This is a genomic window from Burkholderia sp. BCC0097 (assembly GCF_902832985.1).
GTDB lineage: Bacteria > Pseudomonadota > Gammaproteobacteria > Burkholderiales > Burkholderiaceae > Burkholderia > Burkholderia orbicola.
Window position 1 is genome coordinate 718,249 of record NZ_CADFDM010000001.1, and the last position, 20,432, is coordinate 738,680.

A 20,432-nucleotide genomic window follows, 5' to 3' on the forward strand; every position below is an offset into this window, starting at 1 on the left:
CGGCGCCGGTCGATTGCTGGAAAGCGATGCTTGAAAAAAGCCGCCCGTATGCTTGACTGAATGGACCCGGATTGACGGAACCCGCGCGTCGAATCGCCCGGCTTGCGGCTTGCCACAATACCTTCACGATCTGCGTGAACAATGGCGACGCTTCAGGCGACCCGACGTGTCGCCGGCGTTGCACACGTGTGCAACACACGAATGTTCCGCTCCACCGCCGATCGAGAGAGACCACATGACCTTGCTGAGCCGCCTGCGCGCGCTGTCCGCCGCCGTTGCGCTATCCGTTGCCGCCACGCACGCTTTCGCGGCGGATCTCGTCATCGCCGGCCGCGACGACATCTACGGCAAGGGGCTGGCCGATGCCGTCGCCGGCTTCAACAAGCTGCATCCGGGCACCGAGATCGAGCTGCTCAAGCTGCCGAACGCGAACCTGTACCAGAAGCTCAAGCTGTCGATGCGCGAAGGCACCGGCGCGTACGACCTCGTGATGATGGACGACACGTGGGCGCCCGAATTCATCGGCAACGGCTGGCTGAAGCCGCTGCCCGCGTCGCTCGCGGATGCCGATCTCGTCCCGTCCGCCGTCGCGCTCGGCCGTAACGCGGCGGGCGCGCTGTACGCGCTGCCGATCGTCGGCAACGTCGAGATGTTCGCGTACCGCAAGGACCTGCTCGCGAAGTACAAGCTGCAACCGCCGCGCAACTGGGACGATGTGCTGAAGATCGCGCAGACCGTCGGCGGTGCGGACAAGAGCGTGTCGGGCGTCGTGTTCCGCGGCACGAAGGGCAACCCGGTCGTGACGGGCTTCCTGCCGATCCTGTGGGCATACGGCGGCGACGTGTTCGACCGTGCCGGCAACGTGACGATCGATTCGCGCGAAGCGCAGGCCGCGCTGAAGACGTTTCTCGCGCTGAAGGCGTTCGCGCCGAAGGACGTCGACGTGTACGGCGCGGCCGAAGTGCGCGACGCGCTGCAACGCGGCACGGCCGCGCAGTCGATCGAGGTGTGGCCAGCCTGGGTGCCGGCGCTCGACGACGCGAAGCAGTCGCGCGTGGTCGGGCAGATCGCGCTGCAGCCGCCGCCGGGGCAGACCGCAGGCCCGGCGCCGATGCTCGGCATCTGGCAGATGGGCATTCCGAAGGACGCGCCGCACGCGAAGCTCGCGCAGGACTTCCTCGCTTACCTGACCGCACGCGATACGCAGACGCGCCTCGCCGGCATCGGCATTCCGCCGACTCGCCGCAGCGTGTTCAACGATCCGGCGCTGGTGCGCCAGTACCGCTGGTATCCCGATCAGCTGAAGGCGCTCGAGGCCGGCCGTGCGCGGCCGCGCGTGACGGACTGGCAGCAGGTCGAGAGCATTCTCGGCGATCAGCTTCAACTCGCGCTGACGGGGCAGGCCGCGCCCGACGCCGCGCTGCGCCAGGCGCAGCAGAAGATCGCGCAGGCGACGGCCGCCGCCGCGGCCGGCAAGTGACCGCGTGCTTCAACGTCAACCCGGTGGCCGGAGTCCGCGCATGAAGGTGTTCGGCCGCAGCCTGCCGTTCGTCGCGCTGCTCGGGCCCGCGCTGCTGGTGCTCGCCGCGCTCGCGCTGTATCCGGTCGCGCAGGTGCTGATCGACTCGTTCTGCCGGGTCGACTACTCGGCCGGCCGCCGCGCGTTCGTGGGGCTCGCGAACTATCGCGCGGTGCTGGGCGACGACGCGTTCGCGGCCGGCTTCGGCAACACGCTGCGCTTCACGATCGTCGCGTCGCTCGCCGAAGTCGCGCTCGGCTTCGGCCTCGCGCTGCTGTTCGTGCGCGCGTTTCCGGGCCGGCGCATCGCGCTGCCGCTCGCGATCCTGCCGATGATGCTGTCCACGCTCGTATGCTCGGCGATCTGGCGCAACTGGCTGAACTTCGACGGCTTCCTGAACGCGCTGCTCGCGGCGTTCGGCATCGAAGGCGTGCGCTGGCTGTCCGATCCGCATCTCGCGCTGTGGTCGCTCGCACTCGTCGACGTCTGGCAGTGGACGCCGATGGCGTTCCTGATCGTGCTGGCCGGGCTGCAATCGATCCCGCAGGAGCTGTACGAAGCCGCGCGCACCGACGGCGCGAGCGAATGGCAATGCCTGCGCGACATCACGCTGCCGCTCGCGGCGCCGCAGATCGGCCTCGCGCTGCTGCTGCGCTCGATCGACACGTTCAAGCTATTCGACAAGGTCTATGCGCTGACGGGCGGCGGTCCCGGCAACGCGACGCAGACACTGTCGACCTATATCTACGACACGGGCTTCCGCTTCTTCAACGTCGGGCCGGCGAGCGCCGCGTCGGTGCTGATGCTCGCGGCGTCCGCGCTGCTGGTCTCGGGATACGTATGGCAGACGGTTCGCAAGCGGCGCGCATGACGACGCGATCGGCGGGCATCCCGCGCGCACGAACGGGCGCTGCATTCGGTCACGCGATGCCGTGGGCGCTGCGCATCGCCGCGCTCGCACTGTTGCTGCTGCCGTGCCTGTGGATGGCCGGCGCGGCCTTCATGCCGACGCTCGAGCGCCTCGATCATCCATTGCGGATCTGGCCGGCCGCGCCGACCGTCGAGCATTTCGCGTCGGTGTGGGCGAACGGGATCGGCGCACCGTTGTTCAATTCGCTGCTGGTCGGCTTCGGCACGACGCTGCTCGCGCTGGCGCTCGCGTTTCCGGCCGCGTATGCGCTCGTGCGGTTGCGGTTTCCGGCGCGGCTCGACCTGCTGTTCCTGGTGCTCGTGCTGGCACTGAAGCTGATGCCGCCGATCACGATCGCGGTGCCGCTGTTCGCGCTCGCGAAGCGGCTGCACCTGCTCGATTCGACGCTCGGCCTGATGCTCGCGTATCAGATCTACGCATTGCCGATGGCGATCTGGATGCTGCTCGCGTTCGTGCGCGACGTCCCGATCGAATACGAGGAAGCGGCGTGCATCGACGGCGCGGGGCTCGCACGGAGGCTCGTGCAGATCGTGCTGCCGCTGTGCGTGCCGGGGCTGATCGCGACCGCGATCTTCGTGTTCATCGCCGCATGGAACGAATTCCTGATCGCGCTGCTGTTCGTGTCGACGCCGAGCCGCTTCACGCTGCCGCTCGCGATCGCCGGCTACGTGACGGAGAACGGCATCGACTGGGGCGACCTGATGAGCGCGGGGCTGATGGCGTCGCTGCCGACGCTGGCCGTGGCCGGCTATGTGCAGCGCTATCTGTTGCGCGGGTTCGCCGGCGGGCTGAAGTGACGCGCGGCTTGGCCGCGCCCGGTCCTGCGTCGTCACAAGCAACTGTCCCGCACCACCTGCGTGACCGGCACGACGCGCGTGCGCGACGGGCCGTCGAACGTCTGCATCCGGTCGGCGAGCAGGTCGATCGCCGCCAGCGCGAGGCCGCGCGTGTCCTGCCGCAGCGTCGTGAGCCGATACGCATCGTATTCGGCGGCGGGGATGTCGTCGAAGCCGATCACGCGCAGGTCGTCCGGCACGCGCAAGCCGAATTCGCCACGCGCGACGTCGATCACGCCGAGCGCGAGCAGGTCGGACGAGCAGAACACGCCGTCGGGCCGCTCGCTCGCCGCGAACAGCTGCCGTGCTGCGTCGATTCCGCTGGCATGGGTGTCGGACGGTGTGTCGATCACCTGCGCGAGCATCGCGTCGAATGCGTCGCCTTGCCCGATCGCCTGCTCGAATGCCGCGGCGCGCGACCGTGCGCTGTAGCTCGTGCGGTGTGGCCCGATGAACGCGAGCCGGCGCGCGCCGGCCCGCACCAGCCGCTGCGCGGCGTGGGCGGCGCCCGCCGCGTTGTCGCTGACGACCACGTCGGCGCCCGGCAGGTTCGCCTCGCGGTTGATCATCACGACCGGAATCCGGTGTTCGAGATACCGCTGCGCGACCGACAGCGGCGGCGACGCGGACGTCATCACGAGGCCCGCGATCCGGTAGCTGAGCAGTTGTTCGAGCGATTGCCGGACCTGGCGCGGATCTTCCGCATTGGTCACGAGCGGCGTGAGCGCGCGCTGCCCGAGCGCGGCCATCAGGTCCGACAGCAGCCGCGCACGGAACGGGTTCTCGAACCCGGCCGTCACGACGCCGATCATGCTGCTGCGCTGCGTGATCATGTCGCGCGCGATCAGGTTGACCTGGTAGCCCAGCGCACGCGCGGCGACCATCACGCGCTCACGAGTTTGCGGTGCGATGCTTGCCGTCGGCGAGAACGCGCGCGACACTGCCGAGCGCGAGACGCCGGCCCGCGCCGCGACATCCGACGCCGTCACCCACGGTTTTCTTTCCTTGTCATTCATCGATTCATGATCCCTTCGCGCCACGATACGGGCATGCCGCCTGCCGACTGGATGTCGGCGCTCGACGACGCGCGGCCGCTGCATACGCTGACCCTACCGGGCAGCCATGACACCTGTGCGTATACGGTCGACGATTCGCTCGTGCGCACGCAGCGTGCGCCGCTCGACGCGCAGCTCGCGCATGGCGTGCGGCTGCTCGACGTCCGCTGCCGGCACGTGCGCGACGGGTTCGACATCCATCACGGCGGCATCGCGCTCGGCATGACGTTCGACGACGTGCTGGCAACGTGTACGCAGTTTCTCGACGCGCATCCGCGCGAATGCATCGTGATGTCGGTGAAGGACGAGTGGCCGGCGCACGCGTGCACGCGCGGTTTCGATGCGACGTTCGACGCGCATCGCGCGCGGCATCCGCGGCTGCGCTGGCATGCCGGCGGCCCGCTGCCGACGCTCGGCGACGTGCGCGGCGCGGTCGTGCTGCTGCGGCGCTTTCGCAGCGGCCGGCCGCTCGGCATCGACCTGACCGCGTGGCCCGACAACGCGACGTTTACGATCGACCATCCGGACGGCGCGTTCGTGATCCAGGACGAATATCGCGTGCCGGTGGCCGCGTCGATCGCGTGGAAGTGGCGCGCGATCGATGCGCTGCTGACGCATCTGCCGCTGCCGGACAGCGGCCGCTGGGCGCTCAATTTTTGCAGCGGCACGGGGATGGGCGCGAATCCGTCGGTGGTCGCACACGGCGATGGCCGCGTGCCGGGCATTCATGCGCGTCTGGCCGAGCGCTTGCGCGAACAGCCCGGCCCGTACGGCGCGATGCTGCTCGATTTCTGCGATGACGACGACTGGGCACTCGTGCGCGCGCTGATCGAATGCAACGATTACACGCCGGAGCAGGGCGTTTGGCGCAAGGCGTTTCGCTGTTAGTCAGCGAAGATTCGCGTTGAAGAACGCGAGTGCTTTGGCGTCGAGCGATGCATGGAACGCGGTGCGATCGAATCCCTTTGCGTCCGTGCAGATGTCGGGTGCGTGGTGAGCCAGTTGCTCGGGACACGGCGCGAGAAACGCGAAATGCGCGGAATTCGGCACGACGTGGAATTCGGGCCGTTGCGGCAGCAGCGCGGCCAGCGCGGGCGCCGTATCCGGCGTCACGCCGTCGCCGCCTGCCTCGGATGCCCAGAGCTGGATCGGCGCGCGGACGTTCTTCAGCGTGTCGGCGGTCGGGAATTCGTCGAGTGGATCGGCCAGCACGTAGGCCTTGATGCGTGGGTCGTGCGTGAGCGGCGCCTTCGGCAGGTCGCCGGCCCGGATTTGCTTGCAGATCGGCCAGGCCGGGTCGGGGCAGGCGACCGGCGCGTGCGCGAAATCCGGATTGCCGCCGGCCAGCACGAGGCCCGTATAGCCGCCGCGCGAAAAGCCGAAGAAGCCGATGCGTGCCGGGTCGATGTGCGCGGCATCCGGCGCGTGATCCAGCATGTAGTCGACCAGGCGCTTGATGTCGGCCGGGCGCTCGACGAATTCCTGCAGATCGGCCGCGCGGCTCATGTCGGAGAACGTGTCGCCCGGATGGTTGATCGCCGCGACGACGTACCCCGCATCGGCGAGCGTTTCGGCCAGGTCGTGGTGGCCGAGGAACGAACCGCCATGGCCGTGCGAGATCACGACGAGCGGCAGCTTGCCACCGGCGGTCGGGCAGTCGCGGCGTCCTTTCAGTGTGTAAGGGCCGACCGTGAGTGTCTGCATGGCGTCCGCGCAGGGCGTCCAGACCATCGCGCGCAACTCCGGGCCGGCCGCGTCGGCAGGAATCCGAAGAAACTTGACGCCGGCCGCGTGCGCGACGGTGGCGCACAGGCAGAGCAGGGCAGCCAGTAGCCAGTGTTTCATGTCGATTCCCGGAGCAAGGGGGCGCGGCAGGCCGCCGTCGCAATTCGCCGTATCGTGACGAAAATCGGCGGCGATGTACAGCGGCGTCGATCGGCAATCGTTCGTGCATGCGCCACCGCGTCGCCGGACGAACGGCTCGCGGAACGGTTTCCTCGTTGCGACGCTCGACGCGCTGACTGCGTTGCCCGCCGACACGCTCACGGATGTAATGTTTTCCGCAGGCCAGCCGTATGTTGCAGGAGCGCGAGAGAGCGTTCTGATACCGCGTCAGCGTGTCGCGATCGCCACTGCCGCACCGGCCATCGCGGTCGCGCTCGTGCGGTTCGCGATCCGTTTCGCACGTGCCGACGTCAGGAAGGCGCGAGCGCGCGACGCGAGCAGCGACCAGAAGCAGTCGGCCAGGATCAACACCGCGAGCATCGTGCCGACCAGTTCGGCCCACGCGGCGACGCCGACGTGCGTGAGGTCGACGATGGTCGGCAGCAGCGCGAGATAGAAGATCATGATTTTCGGATTGCCGAGCGTGACCAGCATCCCCGCGACGAACATGCGCCACGGCGACTGGCCGCGCGGCAGGTTGTCCGCATCCGTGCCGGTCGGCGCGGTCCACATCTTCCACGCGAGGAACAGCAGGTACGCGACACCGAGCAGCTTCAGCACGATCAGGCCGGTCGCGAACGTGTGCGCGAACGCGGACAGCCCCGCGACCGCGAGCGTGAGCCACAGCGCTTCGCCGAGCCACATGGCCGCGAGGAACGGCAGCACGTCGCGCACGCCGTTCGTCAGCACGCGCGCGACGAGCGCGGCGACGCTCGGGCCGGGCGTGCCGGCGGTGACGAGCAGGGCGAAGGCAAAGACGACGAGTGCGGACAATGTCATGACGGACCTCGTGGATCGGGCGTTCGAAACGAAACGTATGAAGTTTCGATTATAGTGACCGCCGTTCCAGACTGTCTTCCTGAATTGCCGTCATGCCTGCACCGATCCGGATTCGCCCCGCCACGCGGGAAGACGCGGCCGCGATGGCCGCCGTGGAAGTCGCCGCCGCGCAGCGGTTTCGCGAGATCGGCATGGCCGACATCGCCGACGGCGAGCCGACCGATGCGGCTGCCGTGCTCGTGCGAATCGACGACGGTCGCGCCTATGTGGCGGTCGATCCGCAACGCACGTGCGTGGGGTTCGCGTTCTACCGGCTGCTCGATGCGCGGCGGCTGTATCTGGAGGAACTGGATGTCGCGCCGTCGCATGCCGGACAGCGGATCGGCGCGCGCCTGATCGAGCAGGTAATGGCGTGCGCGGCGCGGGAGCACGTCGAGCAGGTCCTGCTGTCGACGTTCCGCGACGCGCCGTGGAATGCGCCGTACTACACGCGCCTCGGCTTCCGGATCATCGACGATGCGGCGCTCGACGACACGCTGCGCGCGATTCGCGCGCACCACGTCGCGCTCGGTCTCGACGAAACGCGGCGCGTGTTCATGCGACGCGCCGTGGCGGCCTGATGCACGGTGCGGACCGATTCCGGCGTCGTCAGCGCCGCCTGTCGCTTCCGAACGAACGCGACGCGAACGCGGCTTCGATGTACGCGAGAAAATCCGTCGCGGGGCGCGTCAACTGCAGGCCGGGCGGCGTGAGCCGATAGAGCTGCAGCGGTGGCGGCGACAGCGGCAGCGGGAGCGGCGTGAGCGCCTGGCCGAACACGGTTTCCGACAGCGAGTGCCGGGTCCACGAGAAGATCGCATCCGTCGTGAGCAGCAGGCTGTAGAACAGCGCATACGACGTGCAGCGCGTGATGCAGCGCGGCGCCGGCAGGCCCGCGTGCGCATGGAGGGCGCGAATGTGCGCCGGAAAATTGTCGCTCGGATCGGTGTGGATCCATTCGGCCTCGCGTAGCGCGTCCAGCGATGTCGCGCCGGCGAAACGCCCGTTCTCGCGGGTGACGAATGCGGTGTCGAAGGTGCGGATCGGCTTCACGTCGGCGGACTCGGTGACCTCGCCGGTGATGGCCGCGAACGCGAGATCGAGGGTCCGGCTATGCAATTGCTCGGTCAACTGGCTGAACGACAGTTCGCGCAGTTCGCACTCGACATGCGGCCAGTGGCGTCGAAATTCGGCATAGGCGTGCGCGAACCCCGTGACCGCGACGATTGGGGTGAAGCCGAGCACCAGCCTGCCTTCACGCAGCCCTTTCAGATGTGCGATGTCGTCGCGCGCGCGCTCGAGTTCCCGCACGACCGCATGCGCGCGGCCGAGCAACACGTCGCCTTCCGGCGTCGGCACGACACCCCACGGCTTGCGTTCGAGCAGCGCCACGCCGAATTCGCCTTCCAGTTCCTGAATCGCCTTGCTGACGGCCGGCTGGCTGACGTGCAGCGTTTTCGCGGCAGCCTTGATGCTGCCCGCCGTGGCCACTGCGACCAGCGCGCGTAATTGGTGGGTTTTCATGATGCGGAGGATATAACCAAATCTTATTCGTATCAAAATTGATGTGTTTTTTGACCCGATGCGTCTCTCCATACTGGCCTGCAACGGTTGCGATGCAGCCGATCCAATGGAGCCAGACAACATGACGCAGGACCTTGCCGCGACGCTCGCGGCGATCCGTGAAGCGGCCCCCCGCTTCGTCGCGATTCGACGCGACATCCACGCCCACCCGGAACTCGGTTTTGCCGAAACCCGCACCGCGCGGCTCGTCGCCGCGCAACTGGCCGAGTGGGGCTACGACGTGACGACCGGCATCGGCGGCACCGGCGTGGTCGGCCGGTTGCGGCGCGGTACGTCGTCGCGCACGCTCGGCTTGCGCGCCGACATGGACGCGTTGCCGATCCGGGAAGAAACGGGCCTCCCCCATGCGAGCACCGTCGCCGGGACGATGCACGCCTGCGGTCATGACGGCCATACCGCGATCCTGCTGGCGGCCGCCCACCATCTGGCCGTACAGGGGCGCTTCGACGGCACGCTGAACGTGATCTTTCAGCCCGCGGAGGAAGGACTCGGCGGCGCGAGGCGAATGATCGACGAGGGCCTGTTCGAGCGCTTTCCCTGCGAGCGCGTCTATGCGCTGCACAACGCGCCGGGCGTACCGGTCGGTCATTTCGCGCTGCGCTACGGCGCGATGATGGCGTCGTCCGATTCGGTGATGATCACAGTGACGGGCAAGGGCGGGCACGGCGCGATGCCGCAGCACGCGAGCGATCCGATCGTCGCGGCGGCGAACATCGTGACCGCGCTGCAATCGATCGTCGCCCGCAACATCGATCCGGCCAAGGCGGCAGTGGTGACCGTCGGTACGTTCCATGCCGGCACGGCCCCGAATGTGATTCCGGAGACCGCGACGCTGCAACTGTCGGTCCGCTCGCTCGACGCGGCCACGCGCAACGAGGTCGAGGCGCGGATTCGCCGGATCGCCGACGCGCAGGCCCAGGCCTACGGGACCGTTGCGCAGGTCGACTATCAAGCCATCTCGCGCGTGGTCGTCAACGACGCCGCTGCCGCGGATCTCGCGGTCGAGACGATCACGGCGCTGGCCGGCGCCGGTGGGCTCACGCTGCTCGACGACGGTGTGATGGGCAGCGAGGATTTTTCGTGGATGACGGAACGCGTGCCGGGTTGCTACGTGATGCTCGGCAACGGACTCGATTCGCACGGCGGCTGCTCGGTTCACAACCCGGGCTACGACTTCAACGACGACGCGCTCGGCTGGGGCGCGGCCTATTTCGTCGGTATCGCGGAGCGCTTCCTGGCAGCAGTCTGACGAGGGCGCTGGCCAGTCGCGGCAATTCGGAATTTTTCTCGATGAAAAATAAGGAAAACGAATGAAGAAGAGACTGACATGTGGCGCTGCGTGCCTGGCGCTGGGCGCCGGAAATGCCTGCGCCGTGCCGTATCAGGACGTATTGCTCGCGACGGTGCCGGAGTTCAACGGCGGGCTGAAGGAGGGCGTGGCGCTGTACGGCTCGGTCGACATGGGGATCAACTACCAGTCGGTGGCTGGGCGGTCGACGTGGCAGACCCAGAGCGGCGGCGAGTGGACGTCGAAACTCGGCTTCTTCGGGCGCGAGAATCTCGGCGGCGGATGGCGCGCCGAATTCAATCTCGAAAGCGGTTTTCTCGCGAACAACGGTGCGCAGCAGGATACGCAGTCGTTCTTCAACCGGCAGTCGTGGATCGGCCTCGTGTCCGACCGCTATGGCCGGCTGCGGGTCGGCAAGCAGATCGGCACGGGGCTGCCGCTGTTCATCGACGTGTTCGGCACCGTGGGCACCAATTCGGTGTACACGTGGCTCGGCGCGGCCGCCGTGCAGACGGCGCGCGGCGTCGGCTACAACAGCGACCTCGGACCGGGCGCGACACAACTGCCGGCGCGCGTCGACAACGCGATCACCTATCGGACGCCGATCGTGGCCGGCACCACGACGCTGATGCTGATGTACGCGCCCAGCAACGTTGCGGGGCGCGCGCCGGCCGCGTCCGCGCAGGGCGCGCTGCTGCAGTGGTACAACGGCACGACCTATCTGGCGGCGAGCTACAACCAGGTGTGGGGCGTCAATGGCGCGAGCACGGTACGCAACGACCTTTACGGGCTTGGCGCCGTGTACGACACCGGACGGCTCGTGCTGTCCGCGTCGTTCAATCAATATGCGCCGAAACTTGCCGGCGACGGGATCGCGCGCGTGTACACCCTGGGCACGATCGTGCCGTTCGGCGTGAATGCGGTTCGCGCGTCGGTCGTCTATCGCGATACGTCGGGCGTGCGCGATGCCGCCGGCCGGCCGGCGAAGGATTCGGCGCTCGGCGTCATGCTCGGCTACGACTACCTGTTGTCCAAACGTACCGGCCTCTACGCGCGGGCGGGGTTCATCCGCAATTACGGGATGTCGACCGTTCTGCTGAACGGCAATCCGTTGCCGACCGAGCCCGGCGGCTCGACACCGCGCACCGGCATGACGCCCGTGACGATGTCGCTCGGCATGTATCACAACTTCTGAACGAGGGCTTCGGATGAGCACCCTGAATCGCGCGGCTGCCGCGCAGACCGTCGACGCGCGACGCGCGATGCGGCGGACCGTCGCCGCGGCTGCACTCGGCAACGGACTCGAATTCTTCGACTTCACCGTATACAGCTTCTTCGCTGTACTGATCGGCCGGCTGTTCTTTCCGGCGTCCAGCGATGCGGGGGCGTTGATGCTGTCGCTGGCTACGTTCGGCGTCGGTTTCGTCGCGCGGCCGCTCGGCGGCGTCGCGATCGGCGCGTATGCGGACCGCGTCGGGCGCAAGCCCGCGCTGGTGCTGACCGTCGCGCTGATGGCGCTCGGCACCGGCATCATCGGATTCGCGCCGACCTACGCGCAGATCGGCATCGCGGCGCCGTTGCTGATCGTGATCGGCCGGTTGCTGCAGGGTTTTTCGGCAGGTGGCGAGGTCGGGGCCGCGACGACGTTGCTGATGGAGTCGGGCGGCACCCGTCGGCGCGGCGAACTGGTGAGTTGGCAGATGGCCAGCCAGGGCGGTGCGGCGCTCGCCGGCGCGCTCGTCGCGTTGACGCTGTCGCGCAGGCTGTCGCCCGATGCGCTCCAAGGATGGGGCTGGCGTGTGCCGTTCGTGCTCGGCCTGCTGATCGGGCCGGTCGGGTTTTATCTGAGACGCCATCTCGACGACACGCTGCCGCATCCGGCAGCCGGCGCGCCGCGTGTCAGCCGCCGCATTCCCTGGCGGCAGGTCGCGGCCGCCACGTTGCTCGTGATCGGCGGCACGTCGACGATGTATACGATCGTGTTTTTCCTTCCGTCGTTCCTGACGCTGACACTCGGCATGCCGGCTTCCGTCGCGTTGCTGTCCGGTTGCACGGCGGGTGGGGTGATGCTGGTCGGCTCCCCGTTCGCAGGCCGGTTCGCGGACCGCCTGCGCCGCCGCAAGCCGATGCTGCGAACGGTGTGTGTGATATCGACCGCACTCGTGCTGCCGGCGTTTCATGCGATGCACACGTGGCCGTCGGTCTTCACCGTGCTGGCGGTCGTGATCGTGCTGATCGGTCTGATGACGCTGTCGAGCCCCGCGGGCTTCGTGATGATTCTCGAAGCCTTGAGACCGGAAGTCCGTGCGACGTCGCTCGGGATGATCTATGCGCTCGGTGTGACGATCTTCGGCGGTTTCGCGCAGTTGATCGTCAGCGCGCTGTGGCGGGCGACGGGCAGCTTCTATGCGCCGGCCTGGTACGTGCTCGCCGGCGGGGTGGCCAGTCTCGTCGGCCTGGCGCTGTTTCGCGAGGAAACGGCACGCTGAAGCAGCGTGCCCACGCGACGAGAAGGGCGCGGCGCACGGCCGTGTGCCGCGCGTGTCGTCGGCCGTCAGGCCGCGTCGCTCAGCGCCGGGTAGTCGGTGTAGCCCGTTTCGCCTTCCGCGTAGAACGTCTCCGGCACCGGCTTGTTGAGCGGCGCGCCGATTTCGAGGCGGCGCGGCAGGTCCGGGTTCGCGATGAACAGCTTGCCCCACGCGATCGCGTCGGCGGTGCCGTTCGCGAGCGCGGCCTGCGCGGTGTCGAGCGTGAATTGCTCGTTCGCGATCAGCGGGCCGCCGAACGCTTCCTTCAGGCGCGGGCTCAACTGGTCGCCCGAATACGATTCGCGCGTGAAGATGAACGCGATCTTGCGGCGGCCGAGTTCGCGCGCGACATAACCGAAGGTGGCCGCCGGATCGGAATCGCCCATCGTATGCGCGTCGCCGCGCGGTGCGAGATGCACGCCGACCCGGCCGGCGCCCCACACGTCGATCGCCGCGTCGACCACTTCGAGCAGCAGGCGCGCGCGATTCTCGATCGGGCCGCCGTACGCGTCGGTGCGGCGGTTGGTGCTGTCCTGCAGGAACTGATCGAGCAGGTAGCCGTTCGCGCCGTGGATCTCGACGCCGTCGAAGCCCGCAGCCTTCGCGTTTTCCGCGCCCTTGCGGTATGCGGCGACGATGCCCGGAATTTCGTCGAGTTCGAGGGCGCGCGGCGTCACGAACGGGCGCGGCGGACGCACGAGACTCACGTTGCCGCCCGCGGCGATCGCGCTCGGTGCGACCGGCAGGTCGCCGTTCAGGAACATCGGATCGGAGATTCGGCCGACGTGCCAGAGTTGCAGCACGATGCGTCCGCCGGCCGCGTGCACGGCTTGCGTGATCTGCTTCCAGCCTTCGACCTGCTCGTCGGACCAGATTCCCGGCGTGTCGGCGTAGCCGACGCCTTGCGGCGTGACCGACGTCGCTTCGGTAATGATCAGGCCGGCCGACGCGCGCTCGGCGTAGTAGCGCGCCATCAGTGCGTTCGGCACGCGCGCCGCGCCCGCACGGGAGCGGGTGAGCGGCGCCATCACGATGCGGTTCGGCAGGGTCAGGTCGCCGAGAGTAACGGGATCGAACAGCGTGGGCATGGCAGATAACCTCTTCACGAAAGGCGGGGAAGCCGTCGCGTCATGTGCGATGGCGCCCCGCATGGCCGGTTCGGCCGTTGGCTAGAGTTCGCGGCGCAGTGCGTCGTGAAATGCGTCGATGACGGCCTCGTTGCGCTGGAAGAACGCCCACTGGCCGATCCGCGTCGACGTCACGAGCCCCGCGCGCTGGAGTGTCGCGAGGTGCGCGGAGACGGTCGACTGCGACAGCCCGCAGCGCGCGTCGATCTGGCCCGCGCAGACGCCGTGTTCGTACGGTAGCGTCTGCTGCGGGAAATGCTCGCCGGGCGTTTTCAGCCAGACGAGGATCTCCCGGCGCACGGGGTTCGAAAGCGCTTTCAGGATCGCGTCGATGTCGAGTTCGGTCGGCATGGAAAGGCTGGGCGTTCGGTCAGGCAAACGGGTATCGTCGTTAGGCGAATCATATATCGGACTTTGACGATATGTTTGAAAGCACTATCGACAATGGGGTTGATAGCGTGGGGCGATCGCGAGGGCGGATCAACGCCGGGGCACCGCGCCTTCAACCCGGCTGCCCGGTTTCAGGTCGCGTCGGCGACGATCTCCTATCGCCGCCCGCGTAACATACGGGACAGCGTTCCTCGTGTTTACGGAGTCCTTTCATGTCTGTTCGGGCCGTCATATTCGATTTCGACCTGACGCTGGCGGATTCGTCCGCCGCGATCATCGAATGCACCGAGTACGCATTGCATCAGCTGGGCGCCGCCGGTCCGACGCCCTCGCGGATCCGCGCCGTGATCGGGCTGCCGCTGCCCGACATGTTCCATTCGCTGACGGGCGAAACCGAAGCGGCGCGGGCCGAGGCGTTCGCACGGCACTTCGTGGCGCGCGCCGACGAGATCATGGTGCCGGGCACCCGCATCTATCCCGAAGTGCCGCCGCTGCTCGCGGCGTTGCGCGAGCAAGGGCTCGCCGTCGCGATCGTGTCGTCGAAGTTTCGCTACCGGATCGACGCGATTCTCGAGCGCAACGGCTTGCAATCGCTGGTCGACGTGTTGATCGGCGGGGAAGACGTGCAGCGCCACAAGCCGGATCCGGAAGGGCTCGTGCAGGCCCTGGCGCGGCTCGGTTTGCCCGCTGCGGCGGCGATCTACGTCGGCGACCACGCGGTGGACGCCCAGGCGGCCGAGCGTGCCGGCGTGCCGTTCGTCGGCGCGGTGAGCGGCATGACGTCGTTCGGCGCATGGACGCAAGCCGGCAAGCAGGCAGTGCCGACGCATATCGGCGAACTGGTCGGCATCGTGCAGCAGATGCAGTGTCGCGCGGACGAAACGTGCGCCGACGCCGAACGCGGTGCGCAACCGGCCGGCTGACCCGTTTTGCGTGACCGGCAGGCGGCGCGCGACGGATTTTGCGACCATCGCCGTTCAAGTCATATCCGCCACTCGAGCTGCCGCCATGTCCGTCATTTCCGTCGCCTTTTCCCGCATTCGACGCTCGCGTGCGCCATCGGTCGCCCGGGCCGTGTCATATGCCGTTCCGCTCGTGCTGGCCTGCGCCGCCGTCGGCATGCTGGTCGGTGCGCGGCCGGCCGAAGCCATGACACCCACGCAACGCGAACGGCTCGAAGCGCCGGTCAAGGCCGTCGCCGACCAGCGCGTGACCGTCGACACGCCGCAGGGCAGCGCGGTGCTGCCCGTCTACGCCGACCATCCGCTCGATCAGGCCGCGCCCGACGTTGTACGCGTATTCATCGTGATTCACGGCACGCTGCGTAATGCCGACGCGTACTACGCATCGGGGCGCAAGGTCGTCGAAAAGGCCGGTGCGGCCGGCGCGGGCACGATGGTCGTCGCGCCGCAGTTCCTGACACGCGCCGATGCGCGCGCGTTTTCGTTGGGCGCATCGACGCTCGCGTGGACGCAGGAAGGATGGAAGGGCGGCGAACCGGCCCGCCAGCCGGCCCCGGTCAGCTCGTTCGCGGCGCTCGACGCGTTGCTCGCGCATTTCGCCGACCGCAGCCTGTACCCGTCGTTGTCGACGGTCGTCGTGATGGGCCATTCCGCCGGCGCACAGTTGCTGCAGCGTTATGCGGTGGCCGGGCGCGAAGGCGACGCGCTGGCGCGTACCGGCATCGCGGTGCGCTACGTGGTCGCGAACCCGTCGAGCTACCTGTATTTCGACGACGAACGGCCGAATGCCGATGCGCTTGCGGGGGGCGCCTGTCCGCGCGCGACCGAATGGAAATACGGGTTGAAGTCGGCGCCGTCTTACGTTGCGTCACAGGACGTGCGCGATCTCGAAACGCGTTACGTCGCGGGCCATGTCGTGTACCTGCTCGGGCAGGCCGACACGAATCCCTATACGCATTTCATCGATCGCTCATGCGCGGCGATGGCGCAGGGGCCGTACCGGCTGGCGCGCGGGCTCGCTTATTTCGATTACCTGAAGAACCGGCATCCGGACGATCTCGCGCAGCAGGTCGTCGAAGTGCCGGGTGTCGGACATGACGGCCTCGGCATGTTCACGTCCGCTTGCGGGCTGGCCGTGCTGTTCGGGCAGGCGTTGCCGCGGTCGTGCCCGGTCATGGCCGGCACCGCGGCGGACTTGCGTGCGCCCGACGAAAATGGATCGATCAGAAAAATGCAGGAATCGGGAAGATAAATTCATTTCCACGCGCGGCCTTCGCGGTTCAGGATGACGGCGTGCCCAGGAGTTCCCCGATGAACATCACGATCCTCGACGACTATTCCGACACGCTGCGCACGCTGCCGAGCTTCCGCAAGCTGGACGGGCATGCGGTCACGGTCTGGAACGACCCTGTGCAGGACGACGACGTACTGGCCGAACGCCTGCGCGATATGGAGGTGCTGGTGCTGATCCGCGAGCGCACGCAGATTCGCGCACCGCTCATCGCGCGGTTGCCGAAACTGCGGCTGATCAGCCAGCGCAGCGTCTATCCGCATATCGACATCGATGCGTGCACCGCGCACGGCGTGATCGTGTCGTCGAACCAGCACGCGGGCACGCCTTCCTATGCGGCCGCGGAACTCACGTGGGGCCTCGTGCTGGCCGCGATGCGCCAGATCCCTCGGCAGATGCAGGCATTGCAGGCGGGCAACTGGCAGATCGGCGTCGGACGGACGCTGCGCGGGCGTACGCTCGGCATCTACGGCTATGGCCGGATCGGCGCGGAAGTCGCACGATACGGCGCCGCGTTCGGGATGAACGTGCTCGTCTGGGCGCGCGAAGCGTCGCTGCAGCGCGCACGCGACGACGGCTGGCGCACGGCGCCGGACAAGCGCACGTTCTTCGAAACCTGCGACGTGCTTTCCCTGCACATGCGGCTCGTGCCGGCCACGCACGGGATCGTGACGGCCGAGGATCTGGCGCGGATGAAGCCCGACGCGCTACTGGTGAACACGAGCCGCGCGGGCCTCGTCGCGCCGGGCGCGCTCGAAGCGTCGTTGCAGGCAGGCCGGCCCGGGATGGCGGCGGTCGACGTGTACGACACCGAGCCGCTGCGCGATCCGCAGCATCCGTTGCTGCGCTTGCCCAACGTCGTATGCACGCCGCATATCGGCTACGTGACCGAAGACGAATACGAAACGCAGTTCTCGGATGTGTTCGACCAGATCGTGTCCTATGCGGCGGGGCAGCCGATCCACGTGGTCAACCCGGATGTGCTCGCGCGCGAAGCGGCATCGATCGAGCCGCTGATTCTCGATCTGCTCGAATGGATCGGGTCCGGCGCGCGGCCGTACGACGAGGTGATCGACGCGTGGCGCACGTCGTGCCCGCGCCTGCCGGTGTGGGAGGAGGCCTGCGCACGCGGCTACGTGGTCCGCCATCATGCGCCGGGCGGTGTGGCCGAGGTTGAAGTGAGCGAAGCCGGCCGTGCGCATATCCGGGCCGCGCGCGCATGACCGTGCCGGGCAGTCGGCGCGCGGTGGCGTCTCCCGCGTGTCATGCCGTTTTTTCCGGGGCCGGCGCGGCGTCCGGATCGAACACCGTCAAGCCTTCCGTCGGGTCCATCGGCAGCTCCCACGGCCGGGCGGCGATGGCCCGTTTCGCCGCGTCGTAGCCAGCCTGCCGGCGGGCCGCGACGCCGGCAGGCGTGAAATCGATATCCTTCCACTGATTGTCGCCGTCGAGCCGCGGTGCGGCGAGCTTGATCAAGTGCATCGTGGTTTCGCATCCCCACGCGGCGAGCCGTCGCACGGCCGGCGACGCGCGGTCGGCTTCCGGCACGTGCCGGACCAGTTCGCGGATCACGTGACGCAAGCGGTGAATCTGCTGCTGGCGCGCGATGTGGCTGTCGGTGCGGCTCGCGTACTGGATGTCCTTTTGTCGTTCCGACACCTGCCAGATGCTCTCGGGCTCCGGGCCGGCCGGATTCCACATCTGCACCGAGAAGATGACCGAGCTGCGGCGCGGGTTGTCGTCGAGCACGACCTCGACCGGTGTATTCGAATACACGCCACCGTCCCAGTACGGCGCGCCGTCGATCCGTATCGCCGGGAACGCGGGCGGCAGCGCGCCCGAACTCATGATGTGGTCGATGCCGAGCCGCGTATCGCGCGAATCGAAATAGCGCATCGTTCCCGTGCAGGCATTGACCGCGCTGACGGTCAGGCGCGGATGGCCCGCGTTCAGCAGATCGGGATCGATCAGCGACGCCAGCGTGTCGCGCAGCGGCGCGATCCGGTAGTACGACGCACGATCGACGCCGAGCCGTACCAGCGGCCCGAGCCACGACGCCGGATTGGGCTGGAAGAAACCCGCGATGCCGCCGCCGATGATCATCAGCTCGGCCAGTGCCCGGTCCCAGCCGGGCAGCAGCGGCGGGACGTCGAAGCGGGTTCGCTCCGTCACGCGATGCCAGAATGCCGACAGCTGGTCGTAGCGCCGTTCCGGTGGATTCCCCGCGATCAGCGCCGCGTTGATCGCGCCGATCGACGTGCCGACCACCCAGTCGGGCCGGATCCCGGCTTCATCCATTGCCTGGAATACACCAAGCTGGAACGCGCCCAGTGCGCCGCCGCCCTGGAGCACGAGCACGACTTGCCCGGGGAGGTCCATTCGTGCCGGCTGGCTCGTGGTCATGGCTTGCCTCGCTGCGTGTGACGGTGGGATCGGAACCGAACGGTTCGATTCAGTTTAGGCGATCGACGGCGCGGAGCCGCCCGCTGCGCAATGGCGGCTTGCGCTTTTTGCTGCGCCGGTCGCTTTCGATCCTTGGGTGCGGCGGGCCGGCGGGCGGCACGTGCACCCGGTTGACGCCGAAATCGCGCAGGCCGCCGGCGTCGCCGAGACGCTGGCGGATGCGCTGCGCGCACGGCGCATCGAACGGCCGCGGGTAGCCACTGCCGCGGCGTTCGGGCACGGCCTCGACATCGAGGGTGGGCATGGGCGGCGCCGTGTGCGGCGCGGACGAAGGGGACGACGGTCACTATCGGCGGCGGCCGCCCGTCGTTCCCCCGCGCGTTGCGTGGCGGGCCGCGTCATTCGACGGTGATCGTCTCCTTCATGTACGGATGAATCCCGCAGAACACCTTGTAGACGCCCGGCTTGTCGAAGCGGAACGCGTACGTCTCGTCCTGGTCGAGCGCCTTCGAATGAAAGATGCCGGCGTCGTTGACGACGGTATGCGGCTCCGCGTCGAGGTTCTTCCACGTGATCGTCGTGCCGGCCTTGATCGTGGTCGACATCGGCGAAAACATGAAATTGCGGATCGTCACGAGCGGGCCGTTCGGGCCCTGCGCGAACGCGGTGGGCGGCGTGCCGGCGGCGGCCCCGCACAGGAGCAGCGTCGCGACGAATCGAGATGGCTTGAAGCGGATCATGTCGGTCTCCTTATATTCATCAGGCGAGCGTCGCATCGTGCAGCGTCGACGCGACCGGATGGCCCGCGAATTCGACGGTCGTCACGCCGAGCATCGACGGCAGCCGGTCGCGCGGCACCGTGAGCGGCACGGGGCCCGGGCCGTTGCCGGCCGTCGGCTGCGGGAACGCGGTCGAGCGAGCGGTATGGAACGTCACGTTGCCCTCGACCTTCGACACGATTTGATGGATGTGCCCGTTCAGGACGGTGACCGAGCCGAAGCGGCGCAGCAGCGCCATCGTCTGCGGCGCGTCGCCGGTGCCCCAGCCCCACGGTTCGTAGATGGTCCACATCGGCATGTGCGAGAACACGACGATTGGCGTGCTCGACGAGCGGCCTTTGAGATCCTGCGCGAGCCACGCGAGCTGCTCGTCGCCGAAGCTGCCGAGCCCGTTCGGCTTGAAGTGCATCACGTTGACGAGGCCGATGAAGTGAACGCCCGCGTGGTCGAAGCTGTAATAGCCGCGGTTGTCCGACGCCTTGCCGAATCGGCCGAAATATTCGGCGCCCGAACCGTCGGTGACGTCGTGTTCGCCGGGCACCGTATGCAGTTCCGGCACGCGCAGCGCGGACAGCAACTGCGACGCGTGGTCGAATTCCTCGGGCTTCGACAGGTGCGTGATGTCGCCGGTATGGATCGCCAGCGCGGGCAGCGCGGGCATCCCGTTGACGAGGTCGATCGTCTGCTTCAGCGTGGCCGACACGTCGGGATTCGCGTCCTTGTTGAAGCCGATGTGCGTATCGCTGATCTGCACGAACAGCGGCCGGCCCGCGTCGGCCGGGCGCGCCTCGCCGGTCTGCGCGAGCGCGAGGTCGAACGGCGTGAGGATGCCGCCCGACAGCGTGAACAGCGTGCCGAGGCCGCCGAAGGCCATGCATTGCAGGGCCTTGCGGCGCGACGGGCGGGTGGGGGGCGATGAAGACATGTAAGCCTCGCATTCGTGTGACGAAACCGGACGGCCGGATCGTCCTGGAAT

General features: G+C 68.0%; 19 protein-coding genes and 2 pseudogenes. 11 read left to right on the forward strand and 10 right to left on the reverse strand.

The window, feature by feature from the left end:
* The first annotated feature begins 235 nt into the window (after positions 1-235).
* The 3 genes from HWX07_RS03155 to HWX07_RS03165 are packed head-to-tail and all read left to right on the forward strand — an operon-like array spanning position 236 to position 3,247.
* Entirely contained in the window at positions 236-1,480 is a 1,245-nt protein-coding gene (locus tag HWX07_RS03155) for an ABC transporter substrate-binding protein (RefSeq protein WP_175682399.1), read from the forward strand.
* Between the two features lie 40 nt (positions 1,481-1,520).
* Positions 1,521-2,390 (forward strand): sugar ABC transporter permease, encoded by an 870-nt coding sequence (locus HWX07_RS03160; protein WP_175875140.1) that lies wholly within the window; start codon positions 1,521-1,523, stop codon positions 2,388-2,390.
* Positions 2,387-3,247 carry a carbohydrate ABC transporter permease gene (locus tag HWX07_RS03165; RefSeq protein ID WP_175875141.1) on the forward strand — a complete coding sequence of 287 codons (861 nt, stop codon included), beginning with the start codon at positions 2,387-2,389 and terminating at the stop codon, positions 3,245-3,247. Before HWX07_RS03160 ends, HWX07_RS03165 begins: the two co-directional genes overlap by 4 nt.
* 32 nt (positions 3,248-3,279) lie before the next feature.
* On the opposite strand, the gene HWX07_RS03170 is transcribed toward HWX07_RS03165, so the two are convergent.
* A complete protein-coding gene (locus tag HWX07_RS03170) occupies positions 3,280-4,302 on the reverse strand; it encodes a LacI family DNA-binding transcriptional regulator (RefSeq protein WP_175875142.1) in 1,023 nt (340 codons plus the stop codon).
* Between the two features lie 6 nt (positions 4,303-4,308).
* On the opposite strand from HWX07_RS03170, the gene HWX07_RS03175 reads away from it, so the two are divergent.
* Positions 4,309-5,229: a phosphatidylinositol-specific phospholipase C gene (locus HWX07_RS03175; RefSeq protein ID WP_175875143.1), complete on the forward strand. Its 921-nt coding sequence runs from the start codon at positions 4,309-4,311 to the stop codon at positions 5,227-5,229.
* On the opposite strand, the gene HWX07_RS03180 is transcribed toward HWX07_RS03175, so the two are convergent.
* Together HWX07_RS03180 and HWX07_RS03185 are read right to left on the reverse strand one after the other, a co-directional pair.
* Complete coding sequence (locus tag HWX07_RS03180) at positions 5,230-6,186, reverse strand: alpha/beta fold hydrolase (RefSeq protein ID WP_175875144.1); 957 nt, start codon at positions 6,184-6,186, stop codon at positions 5,230-5,232. It lies immediately after the preceding gene.
* Positions 6,187-6,453: 267 nt separating this feature from the next.
* On the reverse strand, positions 6,454-7,065 hold the full coding sequence (locus tag HWX07_RS03185) for a LysE family translocator (protein WP_175875145.1): 612 nt from the start codon (positions 7,063-7,065) through the stop codon (positions 6,454-6,456).
* Positions 7,066-7,157: 92 nt separating this feature from the next.
* Here HWX07_RS03185 and HWX07_RS03190 point away from each other — a divergent pair, with 92 nt between their 5' ends.
* Positions 7,158-7,685, forward strand: coding sequence for a GNAT family N-acetyltransferase (locus HWX07_RS03190; RefSeq protein WP_175875146.1), 528 nt, complete (start codon positions 7,158-7,160; stop codon positions 7,683-7,685).
* A gap of 28 nt (positions 7,686-7,713) precedes the next feature.
* Here HWX07_RS03190 and HWX07_RS03195 read toward each other — a convergent pair whose 3' ends face one another.
* Positions 7,714-8,700 carry a LysR family transcriptional regulator gene (locus HWX07_RS03195; RefSeq protein ID WP_244129912.1) on the reverse strand — a complete coding sequence of 329 codons (987 nt, stop codon included), beginning with the start codon at positions 8,698-8,700 and terminating at the stop codon, positions 7,714-7,716.
* A gap of 49 nt (positions 8,701-8,749) precedes the next feature.
* On the opposite strand from HWX07_RS03195, the gene HWX07_RS03200 reads away from it, so the two are divergent.
* From HWX07_RS03200 to HWX07_RS03210, 3 genes are all read left to right on the forward strand, one after another.
* Positions 8,750-9,937, forward strand: coding sequence for a M20 aminoacylase family protein (locus HWX07_RS03200; RefSeq protein WP_175875147.1), 1,188 nt, complete (start codon positions 8,750-8,752; stop codon positions 9,935-9,937).
* 61 nt (positions 9,938-9,998) lie between these two features.
* Positions 9,999-11,171, forward strand: a complete 1,173-nt coding sequence (locus HWX07_RS03205; RefSeq protein WP_175875148.1) for a porin — start codon at positions 9,999-10,001, stop codon at positions 11,169-11,171.
* A 13-nt stretch (positions 11,172-11,184) separates the two neighbouring features.
* Entirely contained in the window at positions 11,185-12,465 is a 1,281-nt protein-coding gene (locus HWX07_RS03210; RefSeq protein ID WP_175875149.1) for an MFS transporter, read from the forward strand.
* A 65-nt stretch (positions 12,466-12,530) separates the two neighbouring features.
* Here the strand turns inward: HWX07_RS03210 and HWX07_RS03215 are convergent, their stop codons facing one another.
* Positions 12,531-13,592, reverse strand: coding sequence for an alkene reductase (locus tag HWX07_RS03215; protein ID WP_175875150.1), 1,062 nt, complete (start codon positions 13,590-13,592; stop codon positions 12,531-12,533).
* 81 nt (positions 13,593-13,673) lie between these two features.
* On the reverse strand, positions 13,674-13,982 hold the full coding sequence (locus HWX07_RS03220; RefSeq protein ID WP_006496873.1) for a helix-turn-helix transcriptional regulator: 309 nt from the start codon (positions 13,980-13,982) through the stop codon (positions 13,674-13,676).
* Between the two features lie 251 nt (positions 13,983-14,233).
* Here HWX07_RS03220 and HWX07_RS03225 point away from each other — a divergent pair, with 251 nt between their 5' ends.
* From HWX07_RS03225 to HWX07_RS03235, 3 genes and pseudogenes are all read left to right on the forward strand, one after another.
* Positions 14,234-14,944: an HAD-IA family hydrolase gene (locus tag HWX07_RS03225; protein WP_175875151.1), complete on the forward strand. Its 711-nt coding sequence runs from the start codon at positions 14,234-14,236 to the stop codon at positions 14,942-14,944.
* 85 nt (positions 14,945-15,029) lie between these two features.
* Positions 15,030-16,235: an alpha/beta hydrolase gene (locus HWX07_RS03230; protein WP_175875152.1), complete on the forward strand. Its 1,206-nt coding sequence runs from the start codon at positions 15,030-15,032 to the stop codon at positions 16,233-16,235.
* A gap of 59 nt (positions 16,236-16,294) precedes the next feature.
* Positions 16,295-17,263 (forward strand): annotated as a pseudogene (locus tag HWX07_RS03235) (D-2-hydroxyacid dehydrogenase family protein); the annotation flags it as partial.
* A gap of 274 nt (positions 17,264-17,537) precedes the next feature.
* Here HWX07_RS03235 and HWX07_RS03240 read toward each other — a convergent pair.
* The 4 genes and pseudogenes from HWX07_RS03240 to HWX07_RS03255 form a co-directional block, all read right to left on the reverse strand.
* Positions 17,538-18,677 carry a patatin-like phospholipase family protein gene (locus HWX07_RS03240; protein ID WP_175767637.1) on the reverse strand — a complete coding sequence of 380 codons (1,140 nt, stop codon included), beginning with the start codon at positions 18,675-18,677 and terminating at the stop codon, positions 17,538-17,540.
* 151 nt (positions 18,678-18,828) lie between these two features.
* Positions 18,829-18,981 (reverse strand): annotated as a pseudogene (locus tag HWX07_RS03245) (transcriptional regulator); the annotation flags it as partial.
* A gap of 94 nt (positions 18,982-19,075) precedes the next feature.
* Entirely contained in the window at positions 19,076-19,417 is a 342-nt protein-coding gene (locus tag HWX07_RS03250) for a cupredoxin family copper-binding protein (RefSeq protein ID WP_175767638.1), read from the reverse strand.
* A 19-nt stretch (positions 19,418-19,436) separates the two neighbouring features.
* A complete protein-coding gene (locus HWX07_RS03255; RefSeq protein ID WP_175875154.1) occupies positions 19,437-20,381 on the reverse strand; it encodes a metallophosphoesterase in 945 nt (314 codons plus the stop codon).
* Positions 20,382-20,432: the final 51 nt, after the last annotated feature.